At 65.0% G+C, this 17,688-nt stretch carries 13 protein-coding genes and 1 other RNA gene; 6 read left to right on the forward strand and 8 right to left on the reverse strand.

The genetic code is table 11. The features are described 5' to 3' along the window. The first annotated feature begins 6 nt into the window (after positions 1 to 6). A complete protein-coding gene (gene mgtE, locus ACCQ04_RS14375) occupies positions 7 to 1,368 on the forward strand; it encodes a magnesium transporter (RefSeq protein ID WP_024938734.1) in 1,362 nt (453 codons plus the stop codon). 107 nt (positions 1,369 to 1,475) lie between these two features. Beyond that, a complete protein-coding gene (locus tag ACCQ04_RS14380) occupies positions 1,476 to 2,315 on the forward strand; it encodes a carboxylesterase family protein (RefSeq protein ID WP_065032588.1) in 840 nt (279 codons plus the stop codon). A 37-nt stretch (positions 2,316 to 2,352) separates the two neighbouring features. Here ACCQ04_RS14380 and cydB read toward each other — a convergent pair whose 3' ends face one another. The 8 genes from cydB to ACCQ04_RS14420 all read right to left on the reverse strand — a co-directional run bounded on the left by cydB (position 2,353) and on the right by ACCQ04_RS14420 (position 12,255). Next, positions 2,353 to 3,369, reverse strand: a complete 1,017-nt coding sequence (gene cydB / locus ACCQ04_RS14385; RefSeq protein WP_039515200.1) for a cytochrome d ubiquinol oxidase subunit II — start codon at positions 3,367 to 3,369, stop codon at positions 2,353 to 2,355. Further along, positions 3,369 to 4,766, reverse strand: coding sequence for a cytochrome ubiquinol oxidase subunit I (locus ACCQ04_RS14390; RefSeq protein WP_024938732.1), 1,398 nt, complete (start codon positions 4,764 to 4,766; stop codon positions 3,369 to 3,371). The genes cydB and ACCQ04_RS14390 overlap by 1 nt, the downstream gene beginning before the upstream one ends. A 185-nt stretch (positions 4,767 to 4,951) precedes the next feature. Further along, a non-coding RNA gene (locus tag ACCQ04_RS14395) (sX9 sRNA) lies at positions 4,952 to 5,028 on the reverse strand. Positions 5,029 to 5,251: 223 nt separating this feature from the next. Next, complete coding sequence (locus tag ACCQ04_RS14400; RefSeq protein ID WP_184433963.1) at positions 5,252 to 6,481, reverse strand: dipeptidase; 1,230 nt, start codon at positions 6,479 to 6,481, stop codon at positions 5,252 to 5,254. Between the two features lie 286 nt (positions 6,482 to 6,767). Then, a complete protein-coding gene (locus tag ACCQ04_RS14405; protein WP_026064748.1) occupies positions 6,768 to 8,156 on the reverse strand; it encodes an amino acid permease in 1,389 nt (462 codons plus the stop codon). A gap of 259 nt (positions 8,157 to 8,415) precedes the next feature. Beyond that, on the reverse strand, positions 8,416 to 9,477 hold the full coding sequence (locus tag ACCQ04_RS14410) for a pectate lyase family protein (RefSeq protein ID WP_226427251.1): 1,062 nt from the start codon (positions 9,475 to 9,477) through the stop codon (positions 8,416 to 8,418). 822 nt (positions 9,478 to 10,299) lie between these two features. After that, positions 10,300 to 11,241 (reverse strand): proline iminopeptidase-family hydrolase, encoded by a 942-nt coding sequence (locus ACCQ04_RS14415; RefSeq protein ID WP_039813374.1) that lies wholly within the window; start codon positions 11,239 to 11,241, stop codon positions 10,300 to 10,302. 249 nt (positions 11,242 to 11,490) lie between these two features. Further along, positions 11,491 to 12,255: a LuxR family transcriptional regulator gene (locus tag ACCQ04_RS14420; RefSeq protein WP_016904441.1), complete on the reverse strand. Its 765-nt coding sequence runs from the start codon at positions 12,253 to 12,255 to the stop codon at positions 11,491 to 11,493. 195 nt (positions 12,256 to 12,450) lie between these two features. On the opposite strand from ACCQ04_RS14420, the gene ACCQ04_RS14425 reads away from it, so the two are divergent. From ACCQ04_RS14425 to ACCQ04_RS14440, 4 genes are all read left to right on the forward strand, one after another. Beyond that, a complete protein-coding gene (locus ACCQ04_RS14425; RefSeq protein ID WP_184378876.1) occupies positions 12,451 to 13,836 on the forward strand; it encodes an APC family permease in 1,386 nt (461 codons plus the stop codon). Positions 13,837 to 14,287: 451 nt separating this feature from the next. Continuing rightward, positions 14,288 to 15,685 carry a trypsin-like serine peptidase gene (locus tag ACCQ04_RS14430; protein WP_024938725.1) on the forward strand — a complete coding sequence of 466 codons (1,398 nt, stop codon included), beginning with the start codon at positions 14,288 to 14,290 and terminating at the stop codon, positions 15,683 to 15,685. 227 nt (positions 15,686 to 15,912) lie between these two features. Then, complete coding sequence (locus tag ACCQ04_RS14435; RefSeq protein ID WP_024938724.1) at positions 15,913 to 16,317, forward strand: hypothetical protein; 405 nt, start codon at positions 15,913 to 15,915, stop codon at positions 16,315 to 16,317. 248 nt (positions 16,318 to 16,565) lie between these two features. Beyond that, positions 16,566 to 17,573: an MBL fold metallo-hydrolase gene (locus ACCQ04_RS14440; RefSeq protein ID WP_372358547.1), complete on the forward strand. Its 1,008-nt coding sequence runs from the start codon at positions 16,566 to 16,568 to the stop codon at positions 17,571 to 17,573. Positions 17,574 to 17,688 lie beyond the last annotated feature (115 nt).

Raw genomic sequence — 17,688 nt, forward strand, 5'->3', positions numbered from 1 at the left:
CCGCGCATGGCCGAAGCCGTCCGCCACGACAAGACCGCGCGCCAGCTGCGACTGCTGTCCGATGCGCTCGATAGCGGACGCCTGGGCCCGGTACGCCGGCTGGTCAATACGCTGGCGCCGGCGGAGATCGGCAACCTGCTGGAGTCGCTGCCGCCCGGCAAGCGCGAAGTGGTGTGGGGGCTGGTCGACCCGGAAGACGACGGCGAGGTGCTGCTGCATGTCGGCGATGAAGTGCGCGAAAGCCTGCTGGCCGACATGGACACCGACGAGATCGTCGCCGCGGTCGAAGACCTCGACATCGACGATCTGGCCAATCTGGTCGAAGACCTGCCCGACACCGTCATCGACGAAGTGCTCAAGTCGATGGACCGCGAGAACCGCGAGCGGCTCGAACAGGTGCTGTCGTACCCGGAGGACACTGCCGGCCGCCTGATGAATCCGGACGTGGTGACGGTGCGTGCCGACGTCAATGTCGATGTGGTGCTGCGCTATCTGCGCCTGCGCGGCGAGCTGCCCGACCACACAGATCACCTGTATGTGGTGAGCCGGCGCCATCAGTACCTGGGCCGCGTGTCACTGGCCGCGCTGGTCACTCATGAGGACAGCACGCCGGTCAATCGCCTGATCGACGACGAACAACCGGCGATCGATGTCGGCGATGGCTCCGACGAGGTCGCACGGCGCTTCTCGGACCACGACTGGATCTCCGCGCCGGTGGTGGACGACAACAACATCCTGCTCGGCCGCATCACCATCGACGACGTGGTCGACATCATCCGCGAACAGGCCGAACACCAGGCCATGAGCGCGGCCGGTCTGGACGAGGACGAGGACATGTTCAGCCCGGCGCGGCGCGCCTTCCGCCGCCGCCTGATCTGGCTGGGCATCAACCTGTGTACCGCGTTCATTGCATCCAGTGTGGTCAGCCGCTTCGAAGGCACGATCGAGAAGCTGGTGGCGCTGGCGGCGTTGATGCCGATCGTCGCCGGCATGGGCGGCAACGCCGGCACCCAGGTGCTGGCCCTGATGGTGCGCGGCCTGGCGCTGGGCCAGATCGGCTCTTCCAACGTGATGACCCTGCTCAAGAAGGAGCTCACCGTCGCGCTGATCAACGGCCTGGTACTGGGCGTGGGCCTGGGCCTGATCGTGCTGGCCTGGTTCCAGCAGCCGATGCTGTCGCTGGTGATCGGCACCGCGCTGACCTTGAATATGCTCACCGCCGCATTCGGCGGGGTGCTGGTCCCGGTGACGCTGAAACGCCTTGGCTTCGATCCGGCATTGGCCGGCGGGGTGATCCTGACCACGCTGACCGACGTGATGGGGTTCCTGAGCTTCCTCGGCCTGGCGACGCTGATCCTGCTGCCGTAGTCGCCGTGTCGGGCCATGACGATCAACGTTGCACCGAGCACACCGCAGCGACAATCAGATGAATATTCGACAGAAATCGCCGCAATGCGACATGCCAGCACAGCTGCATGCGGCGATACTGCGGGTATGTCATCGGTCAGGGGGTGTGCGTGATCCGTCGTTGTCTTGTTCTTGCGATTCTTGCGCTGCTGCTGGCCGGCTGTTCCAGCATGGCTGAGCGCCACCACGACGGGCGCCGCGGCCATTTCGTCACCCGCACGCTGCAGCTGGAAGGACGGCTCTACCGCTATCAGGTGTTCGTGCCGACCTCCAAAGCGCCGCAACCACGCCCCATCGTGCTGTTCCTGCATGGCTCGGGCGAACGCGGCGACAACGGGCGCGATCAGGCCGAAGTGGGCGTCGGGCCTTACCTGAGCGAACACACCGCCGAGTTCCCGGCGCTGGTGGTGCTGCCGCAGGTGCCCGACGACGAGGAGTGGCTGGGCATCAATGCACGCATGGCGATCGCCGCGCTGGATGCGGCCAGCGCCGAATTCGGTGCCGACCCGCAGCGCACCTATCTCACCGGCATCTCGATGGGCGGCTATGGCGCCTGGGAAATCGGCCTGATGCAGCCGCAGCGCTTTGCCGCGATCGTGCCGATCTGCGGTGCGCTCAAGGCGCCACGCGATGAGCGTCGCACGCTCTACGTCAGCCTGGTGGCCAAGGAAGCCGACCCGTACACCGCTGCGGTCACCCAGCTCAAACACGTGCCGATCTGGATGTTCCATGGCGCCAAGGACGACTCGGTGCCACCGCATGACGACCGTGCGCTGTACCGCGCCGCCAAGGGCATCGGCGCCAACGTGCGCTACAGCGAATATCCGGACGGCAACCACAACGCCTGGGATGCGACCTACGCAGACCCGGCGATGTGGGAGTGGATGTTCAGGCAACGCCTGCGCTGAGCAGGCGGCGCACCGCGCCGATGCGGTCTGCGACCGCTCAGTGGTGATAGCCGGTATCGGCGGTGATCTTGCCGCGGAACACGCGGTACGACCACACCGTGTAGCCCAGGATCAGCGGCAGCAGCACCACCAGGCCGATCAGTGCGAACAGCTGCGACGACGGCGGCGCGGCGGCCTGCCAGATCGTGTAGACCGGCGGCACCAGATACGGCCACATGCCCAGCACCAAGCCGAGGAAGCCGAGCACGAACAGGCCCATCGCCAGCAGGAACGGCGGCGTATCCGGCCGCCCCGCTTCGGTGCAGCGCCAGAGCGCGAAGCCGACGATGGCGACCAGCACCGGCACCGGCATCAGCCACAGGTAATGCGCGCCGCTGAACCAGCGGTCCATCACATGCGATTGCAGCGACGGCAACCACGCGCTGACCAGGCCGATGAAGATCAGCACGCTGATGGTCAGCGGCCGGCTCAACTGCCGCGCGAGCTGTTGCACATGACCTTCGGTCTTGAGGATCAGCCAGGTGCTGCCGAGCAGCGCGTAGCCGAACACCAGCGCCGCGCCGGTCAGCATCGCGAACGGACTGAACCAGCCCCAGATGCCGCCGACATAGCGATCGTTTTCGATCGGCAGGCCCTGCACCAGCGCGCCCAGGATCACGCCCTGCGCAAACGTGGCCAGGATCGAGCCGGCAGCGAAGGCATTGCTCCACAGCCGCCGCGAGCGGTGCGCCTTGAAGCGGAACTCGAACGCCACCCCGCGGAACACCAGCGCCATCACCATCAACAGCACCGGCAGATACAGCGCCGATAGAATCACCGCATACGCCTTGGGAAACGCCGCCAGCAGCCCTGCCCCGCCCAACACAAGCCAGGTCTCGTTGCCGTCCCAGATCGGCGCAGCGGTATTCATCATCAGATCCAGCTGCGCTTCGTCCTTGCGGAACGGCGCCAGGATGCCGATGCCGAGCACGAAGCCATCCAGCACCACGTACATCAGCACCCCGAAGCCGATCACCGCGAACCACGCCACCGGCAATACGCTGCTCATGTCCATCATGCGGCTCCGTCGATCGGTTCGTCGGCCGCCGACAGCGGCCGTGCCGGGGTGTGTTCGCCGTGGTCCAGCTGCGGCGCGTCATGCGGGGTCGGGCCGATCTTGCCGATCTTGACCAGGTACCAGATGCCCCAGCCGAACACGAACGCATAGCCGACCACGTACACCGCCAGCGAGATTGCGGTCATCAACGTCGATTGCGGGCCCACGGCATCGGCAGTACGCAATAGGCCATAGACCACATACGGCTGCCGCCCCATCTCGGTGACGAACCAGCCCGACACCAGCGCGATGAAGCCGCTCGGCAACATCCAGCGCCAGGTCGCCAGCAACCAGCGCCACTGCAGCAACTTGCCGCGCCACCAGGCGAACGCCGAGACCCAGGCCACCAGCAGCATCAACGAGCCCAGCCCGACCATGATGCGGAAGGCGAAGAACACCGGCAGCACCGGCGGGCGATCGGCCGCCGGCACCGAGGTCAGCGGCGCAATGCTGCCTTCCGCACTGTGGGTCAGGATCAGGCTGCCCAGGCGCGGAATCGCCACCTCGTAATCGTTGCGCTCGGCCTGCGCATTGGGCAGGGCGAACAGCACCAGCGGAAACCCCTTGCCCTGGCCTTCGTCATGCCAGTGCGCTTCCATCGCCGCGATCTTCATCGGCTGGTGCTTGAGCGTGTTCAAGCCATGCATGTCGCCGACGAAGATCTGCAACGGCACGGTGATCGCCGCGAAGGCCACCGCCAGCTTGAGCATGCGCAGCCCGGCCTCGCGGTGCACGCCGCGATGCAGATACCACGCCCCCACCGCACCGACCACGAAGCAGGTGGTGATGAACGAGCCCAGCGCCATATGCGCAAGCCGGTACGGGAACGAGGGGTTGAAGATGATCTTCAGCCACGCCACCGGATGCACGATGCCGTTGACCACCTCATAGCCGGCCGGGGTCTGCAGCCAGCTGTTGGACGACAGGATCCAGAACGTGGAAAACAGCGTGCCCAGCGCAACCATGCAGGTCGCCAAAAAATGCAGGCGCTCGGAAATACGCCCCCAGCCGAACATCATCACGCCCAGGAAACTGGCTTCGAGGAAGAACGCGGTCAGCACTTCGTAGCTCAGCAACGGGCCGATCACGCTGCCGGCGATCCGGCTCAGCTCCGGCCAGTTGGCCCCGAACTGGAAGGCCATCACGATGCCGCTGACCACGCCCATGCCGAACGACACCGCGAAGATCTTCTGCCAGAAGAAATACAGCTCGCGCCACACCGGCAGCCGGGTGCGCAGCCAGCGCCACTCGAGAAATGCCAGCAGGCTGGACAGCCCGATGGTGAACGCGGGAAACAGCACGTGGAATGCGATGACGAATCCGAACTGGATCCGCGATAACAGCAAGGCATCCATGGAGAATCCTCCAGGAAAAAAATGGGGCAGCATCAGCGCACAGGTTGCAGGTCGATTGCCGAACACCAGTGCCGGTCGATCGCGACCTCTGCGCTACGGGATCATGATAAGGACGGTCGTGCTCGTTCCCGATGCGACACGGCGTCGCATCTGCGGCAAATTGCCGCGCTTGTGCAGCCAGCAGCGACCCACAACACGCCGCGAGTGGTCGTCAGCTGGGTGCGGACGGCGCGCCCGGAACCGCAGCGCAGGCGTGGCTCATGCCGACTCGTAGCACCGGCCGCGCCTGCCTGACGTTGTAGCCTTGTTGGCCCTCTCGGCGATGCTACACCCGGTGTGCACTGCAGCGCGCATTTCTCGCACGCAGACGCATTGCGCACAGGCCGGTCACCGCGATGCACCCGGCTCTCGCAGATGCACACCGGCACGTGATGGAAGGTCACCGCGCTGCCCCACCCCATCCGCACGCAGGGCACCGGGAAACGCTACGGCCGCACCCGCTCCCAGACCCGCAAGAAATTGCCGCTATACACATCGACGATGCGTTGCGTGGGCCAGCCGGCATCCATCATCGCCTGCGTGAGCCTGGGCAGATCCGCGCCGCTGCGCAGACCGGTCGGCAGGCTGGAAATGCCGCCATCGAAATCGCTGCCGAAACTCAGGTGTTTCCACGGATCCTCGACAATCCCCATGGCAGCGATCTGTCGGGCGAAGGCTTCGTAGTAGCCGACGACAAAGGCGAGATCGGCATCCATGTTCGGCTTGCCGTCGGCCAGATAGGCATGTTGCAGAAAGTACGGCGCCAGGATGACGCTGATGCAGCCACCGGTCTGGACGATGGCGCGGATCGCCGCGTCGTCGAGCCCGCGGTCGAGATGACGCGACGGCCGCGTTTCGGCGCCACGGGTGACACTGCGCGAGGCGGCATGCGAGGCGAAGGCCGGCACGTTGCGACGGACGCAGATGGCGCAGGCATCGAGGACGCCCTGGCTGGAGGTGTGCGAAAGATCCACCAGCAGTCCGGCATCGATGCAGCGCTCCACGACCTTGCGGCCGAATTCCGACAGCCCCGCCCCTTCGATCCCGCGCCACGGATTGAGCGGCGCATAGCCGGCCTGGGAGATGTCGGTATGGCTGAAATGGTTGAGCGTCACATAGGCGGCGCCGGCCCTGGCAGCGATGTCCAGGCGCTCCAGCCGCAGCGCCTGGCTGCGGACCCCGCGTGGGCCGAGCATATGCGCGCCCTCCAGCGACAGGATGGCGCAGCAAAGACCTTCGGCCCGAACCGCGCGCAGCTCGGCGGCGCTGCGTGTCAGCCGCATCCGACCCTTGCTCGCGGCCACCATCTCCTCGACATAGCGCTGATGCTCCACCCAGTTGTTCCAGGGGTCGAGAAACGGCGCGCCGAAGAGGTTCTCCCACAACGCGTGGGCGCTGAAGCAGGCAGCGCCGTAGCCGCCGGCCAGAAAGTCCGGGCCGCTGACGTGGTACATCAGCGGTTGGTTGCGACCTCTTGGCGAGGTCTTGGACATCAGCCAGAGGATCAGCGAGCGCCGCTGCGCTTTCCAGTCGCCCTTCCAGTAATCGAAGCCACCCAGGCGCGACAGATACAGCGAGTCCAGATGCGTGTCGACCGGATAGGCCAGCGCATGCACCGCCTCCAGGGTGCGGGCGGCAGGCAAGGCAGCAGAATTCTCGGACGAAACGGCATGCATGCACGAACCCCGGCGATGATTGCTGAAACAATCAAGGAATGAAGCGATGCATTTTCATCGTCGCGCGCTGGCGCGCCGATGTTTTCCAGCCAACCGATGCAACGAACGGAATCGGCCAAATGACAGTAGCCGAGCTGGATCGGCAGATCCAGCCACTCGCCTGTCTAATGGAGAAGGAAACCGCAAGACTGCTTGCGTGTTCTCGCTTCGACGGTGTGCAACAGCGCACTGCCGCCGTGGTTGCGTTGCTGGACGATCACGCACTCAGCCGCGTTAACCTACACGTTCATGTCCGCGCACGCACGCGTCGCGCCACTTCGCTGACCACGGCGATGAAGACAGTCAGACCGACCATCGACAGGAACTGCGCGCGGGTGTCCGCCGAAGACGCCAGCAGCACGAAGATCACCGCCAGGATCGCCAGGGCCAGCAGGGTCAGAAACGGATAACCCCGCATGCGGAACGGCAACGCGATGCCGGCGCGGTCGGCGCGTGCGCGCAGGATCAGCTGCGACAGCAGCGAGATCGTCCACACCAGCAGGCAGGTGGCGCCGACGATGTTGAGCAGCATCGGCAACACCTTGTTGGGGTACAGCAGTTCCAGCGCGGCTGCGGCAAATCCGAACAGCACGCTGGCGATCACCGCCACCAGCGGCACCTGCTCGCCGCTGGTCCTGCCAAGCAGCCGCGGCGCTTCGCCGCGCTGGGCCAGCGAAAAGATCATCCGCGAGGCGCCGTACAGATTGGCATTGAGCGCCGACAGCAAGGCCACCACGGCGACCAGGGTGATGGCGGTGGCCGCGCCGGGAATGCGCGCCACCTCCAGCACGGCGGCAAACGGCGAGCTGAGCGCCGCGCTGGTCCACGGCACCACCGCCACGATCACGCTGATCGAGCCGATGTAGAACACCAGGATGCGCCAGGCCACGGTGCGAATCGTGCGTGCCAGGCTGCGGCCCGGGTCGGCGGTTTCCGCCGCGGCCACTGCGACGATTTCCGTGCCGCCGAAGGCGAACACCACCACCAACAACGCCGAGCCGATGCCGGCCAGCCCCTTGGGTGCGAATCCGCCGTTCTGGGTAAAGTTGGACAGCCCCGGCGACACCACGCCGGGCAACCAGCCGGCCAGCAAGGCCACACCGATCAGCAGGAACACCACGATCGCAACAACCTTGAGGATGGCGAACCAGAATTCGAACTCGCCGAAATTGCGCACGCCGAGCAGATTGATCGCCGTAAAGGTGGCCATGAACACCACCGCCAGCAACGGCACCGACAATGCCGGCCATACCGAGGCGAGCAGGCCCGCTGCGCCGACCGCTTCGGCGGCGATCACCACCACGATCTGCAGCCACCACAACCAGCCCACCGTCGCACCAGCGGTCGGCCCCATCGCGTCGGCTGCGTATACCGAAAACGCACCGCTGGCCGGCTTGGACGCGGCCATTTCGCCCAGCGCGTTCATCACGATGATCACCAGCGCTCCGGCGATCAGGTACGACACCAGCACTGCCGGCCCCGCCGCGTGGATCCCCACGCCCGAGCCCAGAAACAGCCCGGCGCCGATCGCCGTGCCCAGGCCCATCATCATCAATTGCCGCGGTTTCAGCGCGTGGCGCAAGGTAGGCGCGGCGGACGGAGCGTGCTCAGCAACGGGATCGGTTGGAAGCGGCATGGACAGGCTTGCATGGATGGGATCGCGACACGATACCGCGTCGCGGCGCCTGCCGCGCCTCTTGACGCCAGCGCCGGAGCGAGGTCGATCAACCTTGGGGGGCGCTTGCCTGCATCCACCGCCAGGGATTCACCGCCACGTGCAACCACCGGTGGCCGCCGTGCCTTGCCGCGAACCGGCCAGGCGCGAACCAGCTGCATCCCACAGACAAGAATCCCCGGCCAGGCCGGGGATCCATGTGACCGCACCCTGTTGCCGCTTACTCGGCCAGGTTGGTGCCCGCACCGGCGGTGGCGATCACCTTGGCCTTGACCTGTGCGGCCGGGGTGATGCTATAGGTGTAGCCCAGCGGTTCCGGGAACACCTTGGTGGTGATCCAGTTGGTGGCGTTGGCGTACGGCTTGCTGCCATCCGGGGTGCCCCAGGTGATGCCGCTGCCGACGTAGTTGTTGATCAGGTCCCAGTAGCCGATCTCGCTGCTGTCGCGCGAGGTCACCGGGTTCTTGATGTTCTCGAAGTAGTTGGACTCGATCTTGGCCACCCCGCCCATGCGCACGTTGATGCCCGAGGTGGTGACGCTGTTGAAGTAGTTGTTGTAGATGTGGCTCAGCCCACGCCGTTGCAACGGCACACGCGATTCGACGTTCTCGAAGCGGTTGTGGTGATAGGTGGTACGCGCGGCCGAATTCTTGGTGTCGCTGTCGCTGTATCCGTTGAGCGCGACCTTCTGGTAGTTGTAGACGTGGTTGTAGGACACGGTGACGTGATGGGTGCCCTTCTTCATGTCGATGCCGCCATCGAAAGACGCATCGCCGGCGCCCGAGCACTTGGTCAAGGAGGCGAACACGGTGTTGTGGTCGACCCATATCTTGGACGGCGAGCCGCTGGAATTGCCCTCCAGCGAAATCGAGTCGGCATCTTCACCGCCCTGCAGCAGGCCGATAGTCATGTTCTGGATGATGACGTTGCTGGAGTTGCCCACCACCCAAAGCCCGAAGTTGGCCGAGGAGCCGTTCGCCCCCTTGATGGTGATGTTGCTCTTGTTCTTGATCTGCACGGTCTTGGCCGGCAACTTCCACTGCGCGCAGACGTCCTTGATGCTGCTGAAGTCGAACTTGCCGGTGTAGTTGAGCACCAACCCGCCGCTGCCGGAATAACTGTCGATCGCAGCCTGCATCGCCTCGAAGGTGGTCACGGTGACCGGTGTCTTGTTGCCGCCGCCGGTGGTGCCGGCACCGTACCCGACCGGGCCGGCGATGGCGCCCGCAGCGCAGGCGGACAGGGCAAGCGCAACTGCGCCCTGAAATGTCTTGATGATCATGCAGCCTCTCCCAAAGTGTGGAAAAGCGATGCGTGCTGCCTGCGCCGGAGCGACGACAACAGCAAAGCGGTGCGTGGGGGCCGCATTCTTCGCGCGATTTAAAACATAAAACAATTATCCATCACTGAAACTTTGACGCACCACGGTGTTCTCCGTGCAGGACATGCAAAAGAGACAGCACGAGACACCCGGGACAGGACACCGTTATGGCGTGCGCAGTGTTTTTGTGCTTATGCAGATGTGTTTTTCATGCATGCAAACGCAGGCCGATGCCGGTTCGCTCACGCGCGCTTTCGACCGCAGTTGCTGGTGGCAAATGCGTTTTCTAGGCATCGAAGTGCGACACGCAATGCTGCGCGGCGGTCACTGCACACGAACGTGTGTTGTGAGCATCATTGGTGCGTAGCAGCAGCGCCATCGCAGACACATGCGGTTTGCGAGGTTTGTGTGTTTTGTGTGGTTTACGCCACGTCAGATGGCGCTTTGCAGAAGACGATGCGTGCTTGCGCTTTTGGCGCAATCGCGACAGTGGGCGAGCACTGGCGCGACGACCAGCCTCTCTCGACATGGTCAGGCCGCGTAGGTCCGACCACGTGGTGCGTCAGGTGGTGTTCGACCGTAGCTGGCAATCCGCATTGGATGTGTCGGCTCAACGACACGCGGTTGAGGCACAGCTGCGTGTATCGACAGGGAGACTCTTCAATCATTGCTCGCGCTGACGCATGTAATGCGCAAGCAAGGCAGCTCAATCGCGACGCGTCGCAGCTGCGCACCGCAGCCGGGCACGCTCAGCTTCACGTGCACTCCTATCCCCCTATTCACTCAAACAGCGCGGCTGGCCTGCAGGGAGGCATGCACCAACTGCTCGCCGGGCCACGGCGTCTGGTCGTCGAGGAAGTTGCCGACCAGGCGCATGCACGCCGGGCGTTCTTCCACATGCGGCATATGGCTGGAATTGGCGAACACATGCCACCGCGCGTCCGGGATCAGGCGTGCGTACGGCTCCACCGTTTCCGGTGTGGCCTCGTCGTACTTGCCCGACAGCACCAGCGTGGGCGCGTTGATGCGGTGCAGGCGCTCGATGATGCTCCAGTTGCGCAGGCTGCCGACCACGTGGAATTCGGTCGGGCCGTTCATGGCGTGATACACGGTCGGGTCGGCATCGATGGCGGCGAAGGTGCGCGCCACTTCGGCAGGCCAGGGCAGCACGCGGCAGACGTGCTGGGCGTAGAACACCTGGCTTGCGGCGCGATAGGCCGGGTCGTCCAGGGTGCCGGCCGCTTCGTGCGCGTCCAGCGCCGCCTGGATGTCCTCGGGCAGGCGCGCACGCAGCCGCAGCGCCGCAGCGCGCCACAAGCCCATCGATGCCGGGGAGTTGGCGATCACCAGCGCACGCAGGCCGGCCGGCCGCCGCACCGCATGCTCGGCCGCCAGCATCCCGCCCCAGGACTGCCCGAGCAGCGCGTACTGCGACAGCCCCAACTGCGTGATCAAGGCCTGCAACTCGTCCAGAAACAGCCCCACCGTCCAGAAACCGGGGTCTGCATCGGGAAGATGGGTGGACTTGCCGTTGCCGAGCTGGTCGTAATGGATCACCGCGCGGCCATTGGCCGCCAGGTCCTTGAAGCTGTCCACATAGTCATGGGTGCAGCCGGGGCCGCCGTGCAGCACGATCAGCGGGCAGGCGTCGCTGCGCAGGTCGCCGGTGATGCGGTACCAGGTCCGGTACCCACGGAATTCGACGTAACCCTCGGTGGACTGCATGACCTGCGCCTGCTAACGGCAAGAATGAGCGCCGAGCCTAGCGAGGCAACCGCCGCGCGTTAACTGGCAAAACTCCCAGGTTCGTTGCGCTTTCGAAGCTTGGGGCCGGATGCGCGCGCGGTCGGGCGCATCATTGGTCGCCAGGACGGGCACCAACCCGTGCAGCGATTGCACCTGCCGATCGCAAACTTCCACCACAGGGAAATCGCCTATCGCGGCTTGCCGTCGCAGTCGCTGAACACGCCGCGCTTACGGCTCCAGCAATCGATAGTGCATGCCGCGCACGACGGCCTCGACGCGATTGCGCGCGCCCAGCTTGCGCGCTGCCGAGTTCAGATGCAGGTTCACCGTGGCGGTGGAACGGTTGAGCGCAGCGGCGATGCTCTTGGCTGTCAGCCCCTTGGCCGAATACTGCAGGCATTCGCGCTCGCGGCGGGTCAGCGCGATGTGGTGGCAGCGGCGTTCCTGCGGATCGAGCAGTTCCTGCGCGCGTGCCTGGAAGGTATGCGCCAGCAGCAGGAATGGCGACAGCTGCGCTTCGGCCAGCCGTGGCGCCTCGGCCGCGACCGCATCGACCGCAGCGCTGAATGTCGCGAACGCGCCACCCGGCAGGTGCAAGGGCACGGTGACACCGGTTCCCATACCGCTATCGCACAGATAACGCGTGACCTGCCGATGCTGGCTCCCGACGTATTCCACGCCCTCCATCTCGCCGTCGCTGCGGTAGGACCACACGAATGGCGTGGTGCGGCGCGTCGCACGCTGCTGCACCGGGTCGTGCTGGTAATAGCCGTGCTCGCACCAGATGTGCTGCATGTCGCCCGGCGCATTGCGCTGCATGAACACCGACGGGGTGATCAATGCCCCTTCCAGACTCAGCGGGACCGGCGCGTAGTCGTAGACCAGGGACTGGAAGCCCAGCCCGCAGACGTCGGAAAACACCCGGTCCAGGCAGGCATTGAGCGTGTGCAGCGCCTGCAGGTCGCGGCCCAGGCTGGCCAGAGTGTCGAACATGTGGGGTCCTTCGGTGTCGACGTACGCCGCTGGATGACATCCGGCATGGAAAACCTAGCATTTTTACCAATGGATGGGCTTGGCGGCCACATTATCGTCACAATGCCAGTCAGCTGGCTGCACTGCAGCATCGACCTGCAGACGCTCCCACGGCGCCTGCGTCGCGACTCGGCATCCCTTTCAGCGGACACCTGCATGACCGACACCCCCCGCCGCAACGATGCGGCCGCGCTGGAACGCTTTGGCTACACCCAGGAGCTCAAGCGGCAGCTGACGCTCAAGGACCTGCTGATCTACGGGCTGGTATTCATGGTGCCGACCGCGCCGTTCTCCATTTTCGGCGGCGTGTTCGACATCAGCGCCGGGATGGTGCCGCTGACCTATCTGCTCGGCTTCGTGGCGATGCTGTTCACCGCGTTGAGCTACCAGCAGATGTCGCAGGCGTTTCCGGTCGCCGGCTCGGTGTACGCGTATGTGGGACGCGGCCTGAGCAGCGGCATGGGCTTTCTGGCCGGCTGGGCGATCCTGCTGGATTATCTGCTGGTGCCCACCCTGCTCTACGTGGTCGGCGCCAACGCCATGCACAACGTGTTGCCGGCACTGCCGCAGCCGGGGTGGATCGCCTTCTTCGTGGTGCTCAACACGCTGGTCAACCTGCGCGGCATTGAAACCACCGCGCGTGCCAATCGCTTCTTCCTCTACGCGCAGCTGGTGGTGCTGGCGGTGTTCGTGGTGCTGGCAAGCCTGGCGATCCAGCGTGGCGTCAATGGTGCGCACTGGAACCTGCGTCCGTTCTACAACCCGCAGGCCTTTTCGCCGCAGCTGATCTTCAGCGCCTTGTCGGTGGCGGTGGTGTCGTTCCTGGGCTTCGACGCGATCTCCACGCTGTCCGAAGAAGCCCGTGGCGGCAATCGCGTGGTCGGGCGCGCGACCCTGCTGGCGCTGTTGCTGGTGGCCGGCTTGTTCGTGCTGCAGACCTGGCTGGCCGCGCTGCTGCAGCCCACCCTGCAACGCTATCCCGACGCGCAGGCCTCCAACGATGCGTTCTTCGAGATCGGGCGCCTGATCGCCGGGCCGTGGTTGCAGATCGTCATTGCGCTCACGGTCGCGATCAGTGCGGCGATCGCCAACGCGTTGGTGGCGCAGGCCGCCACCTCGCGCCTGTTGTTCGCCATGGCGCGCGACCGCCAGCTGCCGGCCTTTCTGCGCTACATCCATCCACGCACCGGCGTGCCGCAGCGCGCCATCCTGCTGGTGGCAGGCCTGAGCATGGTGCTGGGCGAAGTCTTCGTCGGACAGATCGCGCTGCTGTCCTCGTTGTGCAATGTCGGCGCACTGACCGCCTTCATCCTGTTGCACGTGGCGGTGCTGTGGCATTTCCGCGGGCAGGGCCGCCGCGTGCTGTTGCATGTCGCCACGCCGTTGATCGGCATCGTGATCCTGGCCTATGTGCTGATCAATGCCGACCAGCATGCGCAACTCGGCGGCACGGCCTGGATGGTGGTCGGGCTTGCAGTGTTGGCGTTTTTGAAAGCCAACGGTCGCTCGACCGACTTCCGCGCCAGCGACGCGTTGGAATAATTCGTCGCGAGCCAATGTGCAGACCTTGCTGCTGGCTGCCGGCGTGCCTGCTTGCAGGGACGTAGCGCGCGCCTTGTCAAAGCCCGCCAAGGTTATGCGCGTTCGCCATCCCGCATGCAGCGTAGCTACCTGCATCGCCTGACAGCTTGATCAAGGCAGCGCTGCCGGTGCGCTGCGCGATCGCAGTTGCCGCAGGTAGAGCGGCGTACGTGTTGCAGACGATTCCTGGGGTGCGGCGCCATGCGCATGCGCCAGGTCACTGGCAGCGCGTGTACACGTCGACTCTGTGTGCAAAACACGATTATCTTTTTATCGACCGCCAATCTCTGAACGAGATTTTCAGCACATATTCAGCTTTAAACATTCGCTAGTCTCGTTCGGCGCCAACGATGGCGCCCGCACGCTGTGGCCCCCGCCGCAGCCTGTCGTTCCCTGATGAGAAGGACTACCCATGAATCGCAAGAATGCCTTGTACCTGGCGCTGTTTTCCGCCGTTTCCGGCGCTGCACTGGCAACGCCGCCGACCGAAATGGATGCGGCACCGGTGAGTACCGCGCCGCAGGCGGCCAAGCTCGGCGCAGCGACGTTGCAGTCGGCAAGTCTGCGTGGCGGCATCCTGCCCACGCGTGTGGTGCAACTCACTGCGCCCACCAGCACCGAGATCGGTCGCGTGCGTGAGCGTCGCATCGCACAGGTCAAACATGGGCAGCCCTTGCAGATCGGGTTTTCGCGCGCGGTTGCCAAGCCTTTGGTGAATCTGGCCACGCTTGATTGGCAGATGGCCAAAGACGGCTCACGCGTGGCGACCCTGAAGGTCGGCTCCGCGCAGGCGGCCTCGCTGCGTGCATCGCTGATCCTGCGTGGTGCCGGCGCCACGCCGGGCGATCCGTCCAAGGTGACGCTGCGCTTTGCCGGCGACGATGGCCGGGTGTTCGAGCAATCCGGTGCCAGCTTCGCCGCCAGCGGCGACGCCATCGGCTGGTCGCCCACCGTCAGCGGCGAGAATCTGTTGGTGGAGCTGTCGCTGCCGGCCGGCCAGTATCCGGAGAACTTCAGCCTGAGCATCCCGCAGCTGTCGCACCTGGATATCAGCCCCACCGCCAGCGCGCGCGACATGATGACCATCGCCATAGGCGAGAGCGATTCCTGCCAGAACGATATCGTCTGCCGCGCCAATCCCACCGCCGGCTTCACCAATGCCGCAAAGGCGGTGGCGCGCATGGTGTTCACCACCAGCCAGGGCTCGTTCCTGTGCACCGGCACGCTGCTCAACAACACCAACTCGCCCAAGCGCAACCTGTTCTGGACTGCAGCGCATTGCATCAGTACGCAGACGGTCGCCAACACACTGCAGACCTACTGGTTCTACGACGCGGCCAGCTGCAACGGCAATACCGCCAGCTCGCAGGCCACCACTTTGACCGGCGGTGCATTCCTGCGCCACGCCAATACCACGCGCGACACCGCATTGCTGGAGCTGAAGACGGCACCGCCAAGCGGCGCATTCTATGCGGCATGGAACAGCGCGGCGATCGGCGCGACCGGCACCTCGATCGTCGGCATCCACCACCCGTCCGGTGACGTCAAGAAGTATTCGCTGGGCACCGTCAATGGGCTGAGCACCAGCATCGACGGCAAGAGCCCGCTGTACCGTGTGGTCTGGAACGATGGCGTCACCGAGGGCGGCTCGTCCGGCTCGGGCCTGTTCACCGTCGCCAGCGGTGGCGCCTACCAGCTGCGCGGCGGCCTGTACGGCGGCTACTCGTTCTGCACCGCGCAGACCGATCCGGATTACTACTCGCGCTTCTCGGACGTGTATTCCAGCATTTCCACCTACTTCGGCCCGTAAGCGGGTGCTGCGCGTGGCAGGCGGGTAGCGCCTGCCACGTGCGACTGCGCCTGGCCTGTGCAGAGTGTGGTCGATTGTTTGATGTGCTGTGTGGATCGATCTGTGCGGGTTGATGTTTTGTGCGCTGACCTTTGGACCCCATCGGTCACGCGCGTCTTTCGTCATGCACTTCATCTGCAGTGCCCGGATGATGCAGACTTGGTAGCTCGTCCTTCACCTGGATCGGCATGCCCGTTCAACGCACTCCTTGTGTCATCGCCGCAGCTGCCCTCCTGGCCTTGTCGCTACAGGTCACCGCCCATGCCGCCGGCAAGCCCGCCAATCGCGACGACGTCAAGGCCTACGCGCTGCAGCTGTGCCTGGACAACAACTATGAGCGTAGCGGCAAATACACCGCCGACCAGCTGCGCGATCGCTCGTATCTGCTGACGACCTACGCGCTCGACAATGCCAAGACCGGTGCCACCGACCGCCTGCATCGCTTCGTGGCCGAGCAGACGGCGGACTTCCATCGCGCCGAAGTGCCGATGAAGGACGAAGCCCGCCGCGGTCCGTTCAACAGGATCTTCGCGCAATGCATGGCGTTTTATCGTTCGCCTGCGTTGAACGCGTTCATTGCACAGGAACTCTGAAGGCAATCGATGCAAATCCACCGTTGGAAGGCAACGGATGGATCGGTGTGGCGGATTCGGTGCGGGTCATCGGATCGAGCAGTACACGCACCGCGTGCGTCGCAGTTGCTGCTCTCCTGCATCGGGCGCGGGCATGCCAGTGCCGAGGTTTGCGTGAGCCATTCGCAAACCCGGCAGCCCCACGCTAGTCTGAGGCACTTCCACGCCCCGCCTGGCACATCCTCTTCCCCGCTTCGACAGGAGCCGTCATGTCCGCCGCTTCGCCACGCCCTTCCCGTCGCCAGGTGCTGCGCATCGCGCTGGCAGCGGCCACGCTGAGCGTGACGAGCCAGCTCGGTGCCGCACTACGGCGCGCACCGAAGGAAGACCCTGCGCCGTCGGACCCGGCGTCACCGGCGCCCTTCCCGGCCAAGGGCAGCGTGCTGGTGCTGCTCGGCACCAAGGGCGGCCCCACGCCATCACCACTGCGCGCCGCGGCCGCCAATGCGCTGGTCATCGACGGGCAGCCCTACCTGATCGACTGCGGCAATGGCGTTGCACAGCAACTGGCCAAGGCCGGCGTCCGCCTGCCTGCGCTGCGCGACATCTTCCTGACCCATCACCACTCCGACCACAACGCCGACCTGCTCAACGTGGTCTGGCTGGCGTGGGCCAGCGGACTGCAGACGCCGGTGCATTTGTACGGCCCGCCCGGTATCGCCAGGATGGTGGATGCCTTTGTCGAGATGAATGCCATCGACATCGATGCGCGCATCCGCGAAGAAGGCCGCCCGCCGTTCAAGCAGCTGATCCATGTGCACGAGTTCGACCAGCCCGGCACGGTGCTGCAGAACGACCAGGTCACCGTCACCGCGACGCTGGTGGATCACTACACGCTCAAGCCGGCGTTCGCCTATCGTTTTGCCGCGCGCGATCGCACGGTGGTGTTCTCCGGCGATACGCGTTACCTGCCTGCACTGGCCGAATTTGCGAGGGACACCGACATCCTGGTGCACGAGGTGATGTATCTGCCCGCGCTGGAAAAGATGCTCAAGACCAACGACAACGCACCGACCTTGCTCGACCATCTGCTCAAGAGCCATTCCACCAGCGAGGAAGTCGGCAGGATCGCTTCAGCGGCCAACGCAAGGATGCTGGTGCTCAATCACTTTGTGCCTGGCGGCGACCCGACGATCACCGATGCGATGTGGAGCGAGGGCGCGCGCAAGCACTACGCCGGGCCGATTGTGGTCGGCAAGGACTTGATGCGGTTGTAGTGGAGCAGCCGGGCACTGCAGCGATGGATCCGGCTGCGCACTGTCGTCAGCGCACTCGACCTGTATCCGGCGGTGATGTCGCCAACCGCTATCAAAGCGACACGCAATCTCCAAA

The organism is Xanthomonas sp. NCPPB 2866 (genome assembly GCF_041475745.2).
Classification (GTDB): Bacteria; Pseudomonadota; Gammaproteobacteria; order Xanthomonadales; family Xanthomonadaceae; genus Xanthomonas; species Xanthomonas arboricola.

Excerpts from the sequence above, each read along its gene's own strand:
- ACCQ04_RS14430 (WP_024938725.1), top strand. The coding sequence starts at position 14,288 with ATGAATCGCAAGAATGCCTTGTACCTGGCGCTGTTTTCCGCCGTTTCC.
- ACCQ04_RS14380 (WP_065032588.1), top strand. The coding sequence starts at position 1,476 with ATGCGGCGATACTGCGGGTATGTCATCGGTCAGGGGGTGTGCGTGATC.
- ACCQ04_RS14420 (WP_016904441.1), bottom strand. The coding sequence starts at position 12,255 with ATGTTCGACACTCTGGCCAGCCTGGGCCGCGACCTGCAGGCGCTGCAC.
- ACCQ04_RS14400 (WP_184433963.1), bottom strand. The coding sequence starts at position 6,481 with ATGCATGCCGTTTCGTCCGAGAATTCTGCTGCCTTGCCTGCCGCCCGC.
- ACCQ04_RS14440 (WP_372358547.1), top strand. The coding sequence starts at position 16,566 with ATGTCCGCCGCTTCGCCACGCCCTTCCCGTCGCCAGGTGCTGCGCATC.
- ACCQ04_RS14415 (WP_039813374.1), bottom strand. The coding sequence starts at position 11,241 with ATGCAGTCCACCGAGGGTTACGTCGAATTCCGTGGGTACCGGACCTGG.
- ACCQ04_RS14390 (WP_024938732.1), bottom strand. The coding sequence starts at position 4,766 with ATGGATGCCTTGCTGTTATCGCGGATCCAGTTCGGATTCGTCATCGCA.
- cydB (WP_039515200.1), bottom strand. The coding sequence starts at position 3,369 with ATGGACATGAGCAGCGTATTGCCGGTGGCGTGGTTCGCGGTGATCGGC.
- mgtE (WP_024938734.1), top strand. The coding sequence starts at position 7 with ATGGCCGAAGCCGTCCGCCACGACAAGACCGCGCGCCAGCTGCGACTG.
- ACCQ04_RS14410 (WP_226427251.1), bottom strand. The coding sequence starts at position 9,477 with ATGATCATCAAGACATTTCAGGGCGCAGTTGCGCTTGCCCTGTCCGCC.
- ACCQ04_RS14405 (WP_026064748.1), bottom strand. The coding sequence starts at position 8,156 with ATGCCGCTTCCAACCGATCCCGTTGCTGAGCACGCTCCGTCCGCCGCG.
- ACCQ04_RS14435 (WP_024938724.1), top strand. The coding sequence starts at position 15,913 with ATGCCCGTTCAACGCACTCCTTGTGTCATCGCCGCAGCTGCCCTCCTG.
- ACCQ04_RS14425 (WP_184378876.1), top strand. The coding sequence starts at position 12,451 with ATGACCGACACCCCCCGCCGCAACGATGCGGCCGCGCTGGAACGCTTT.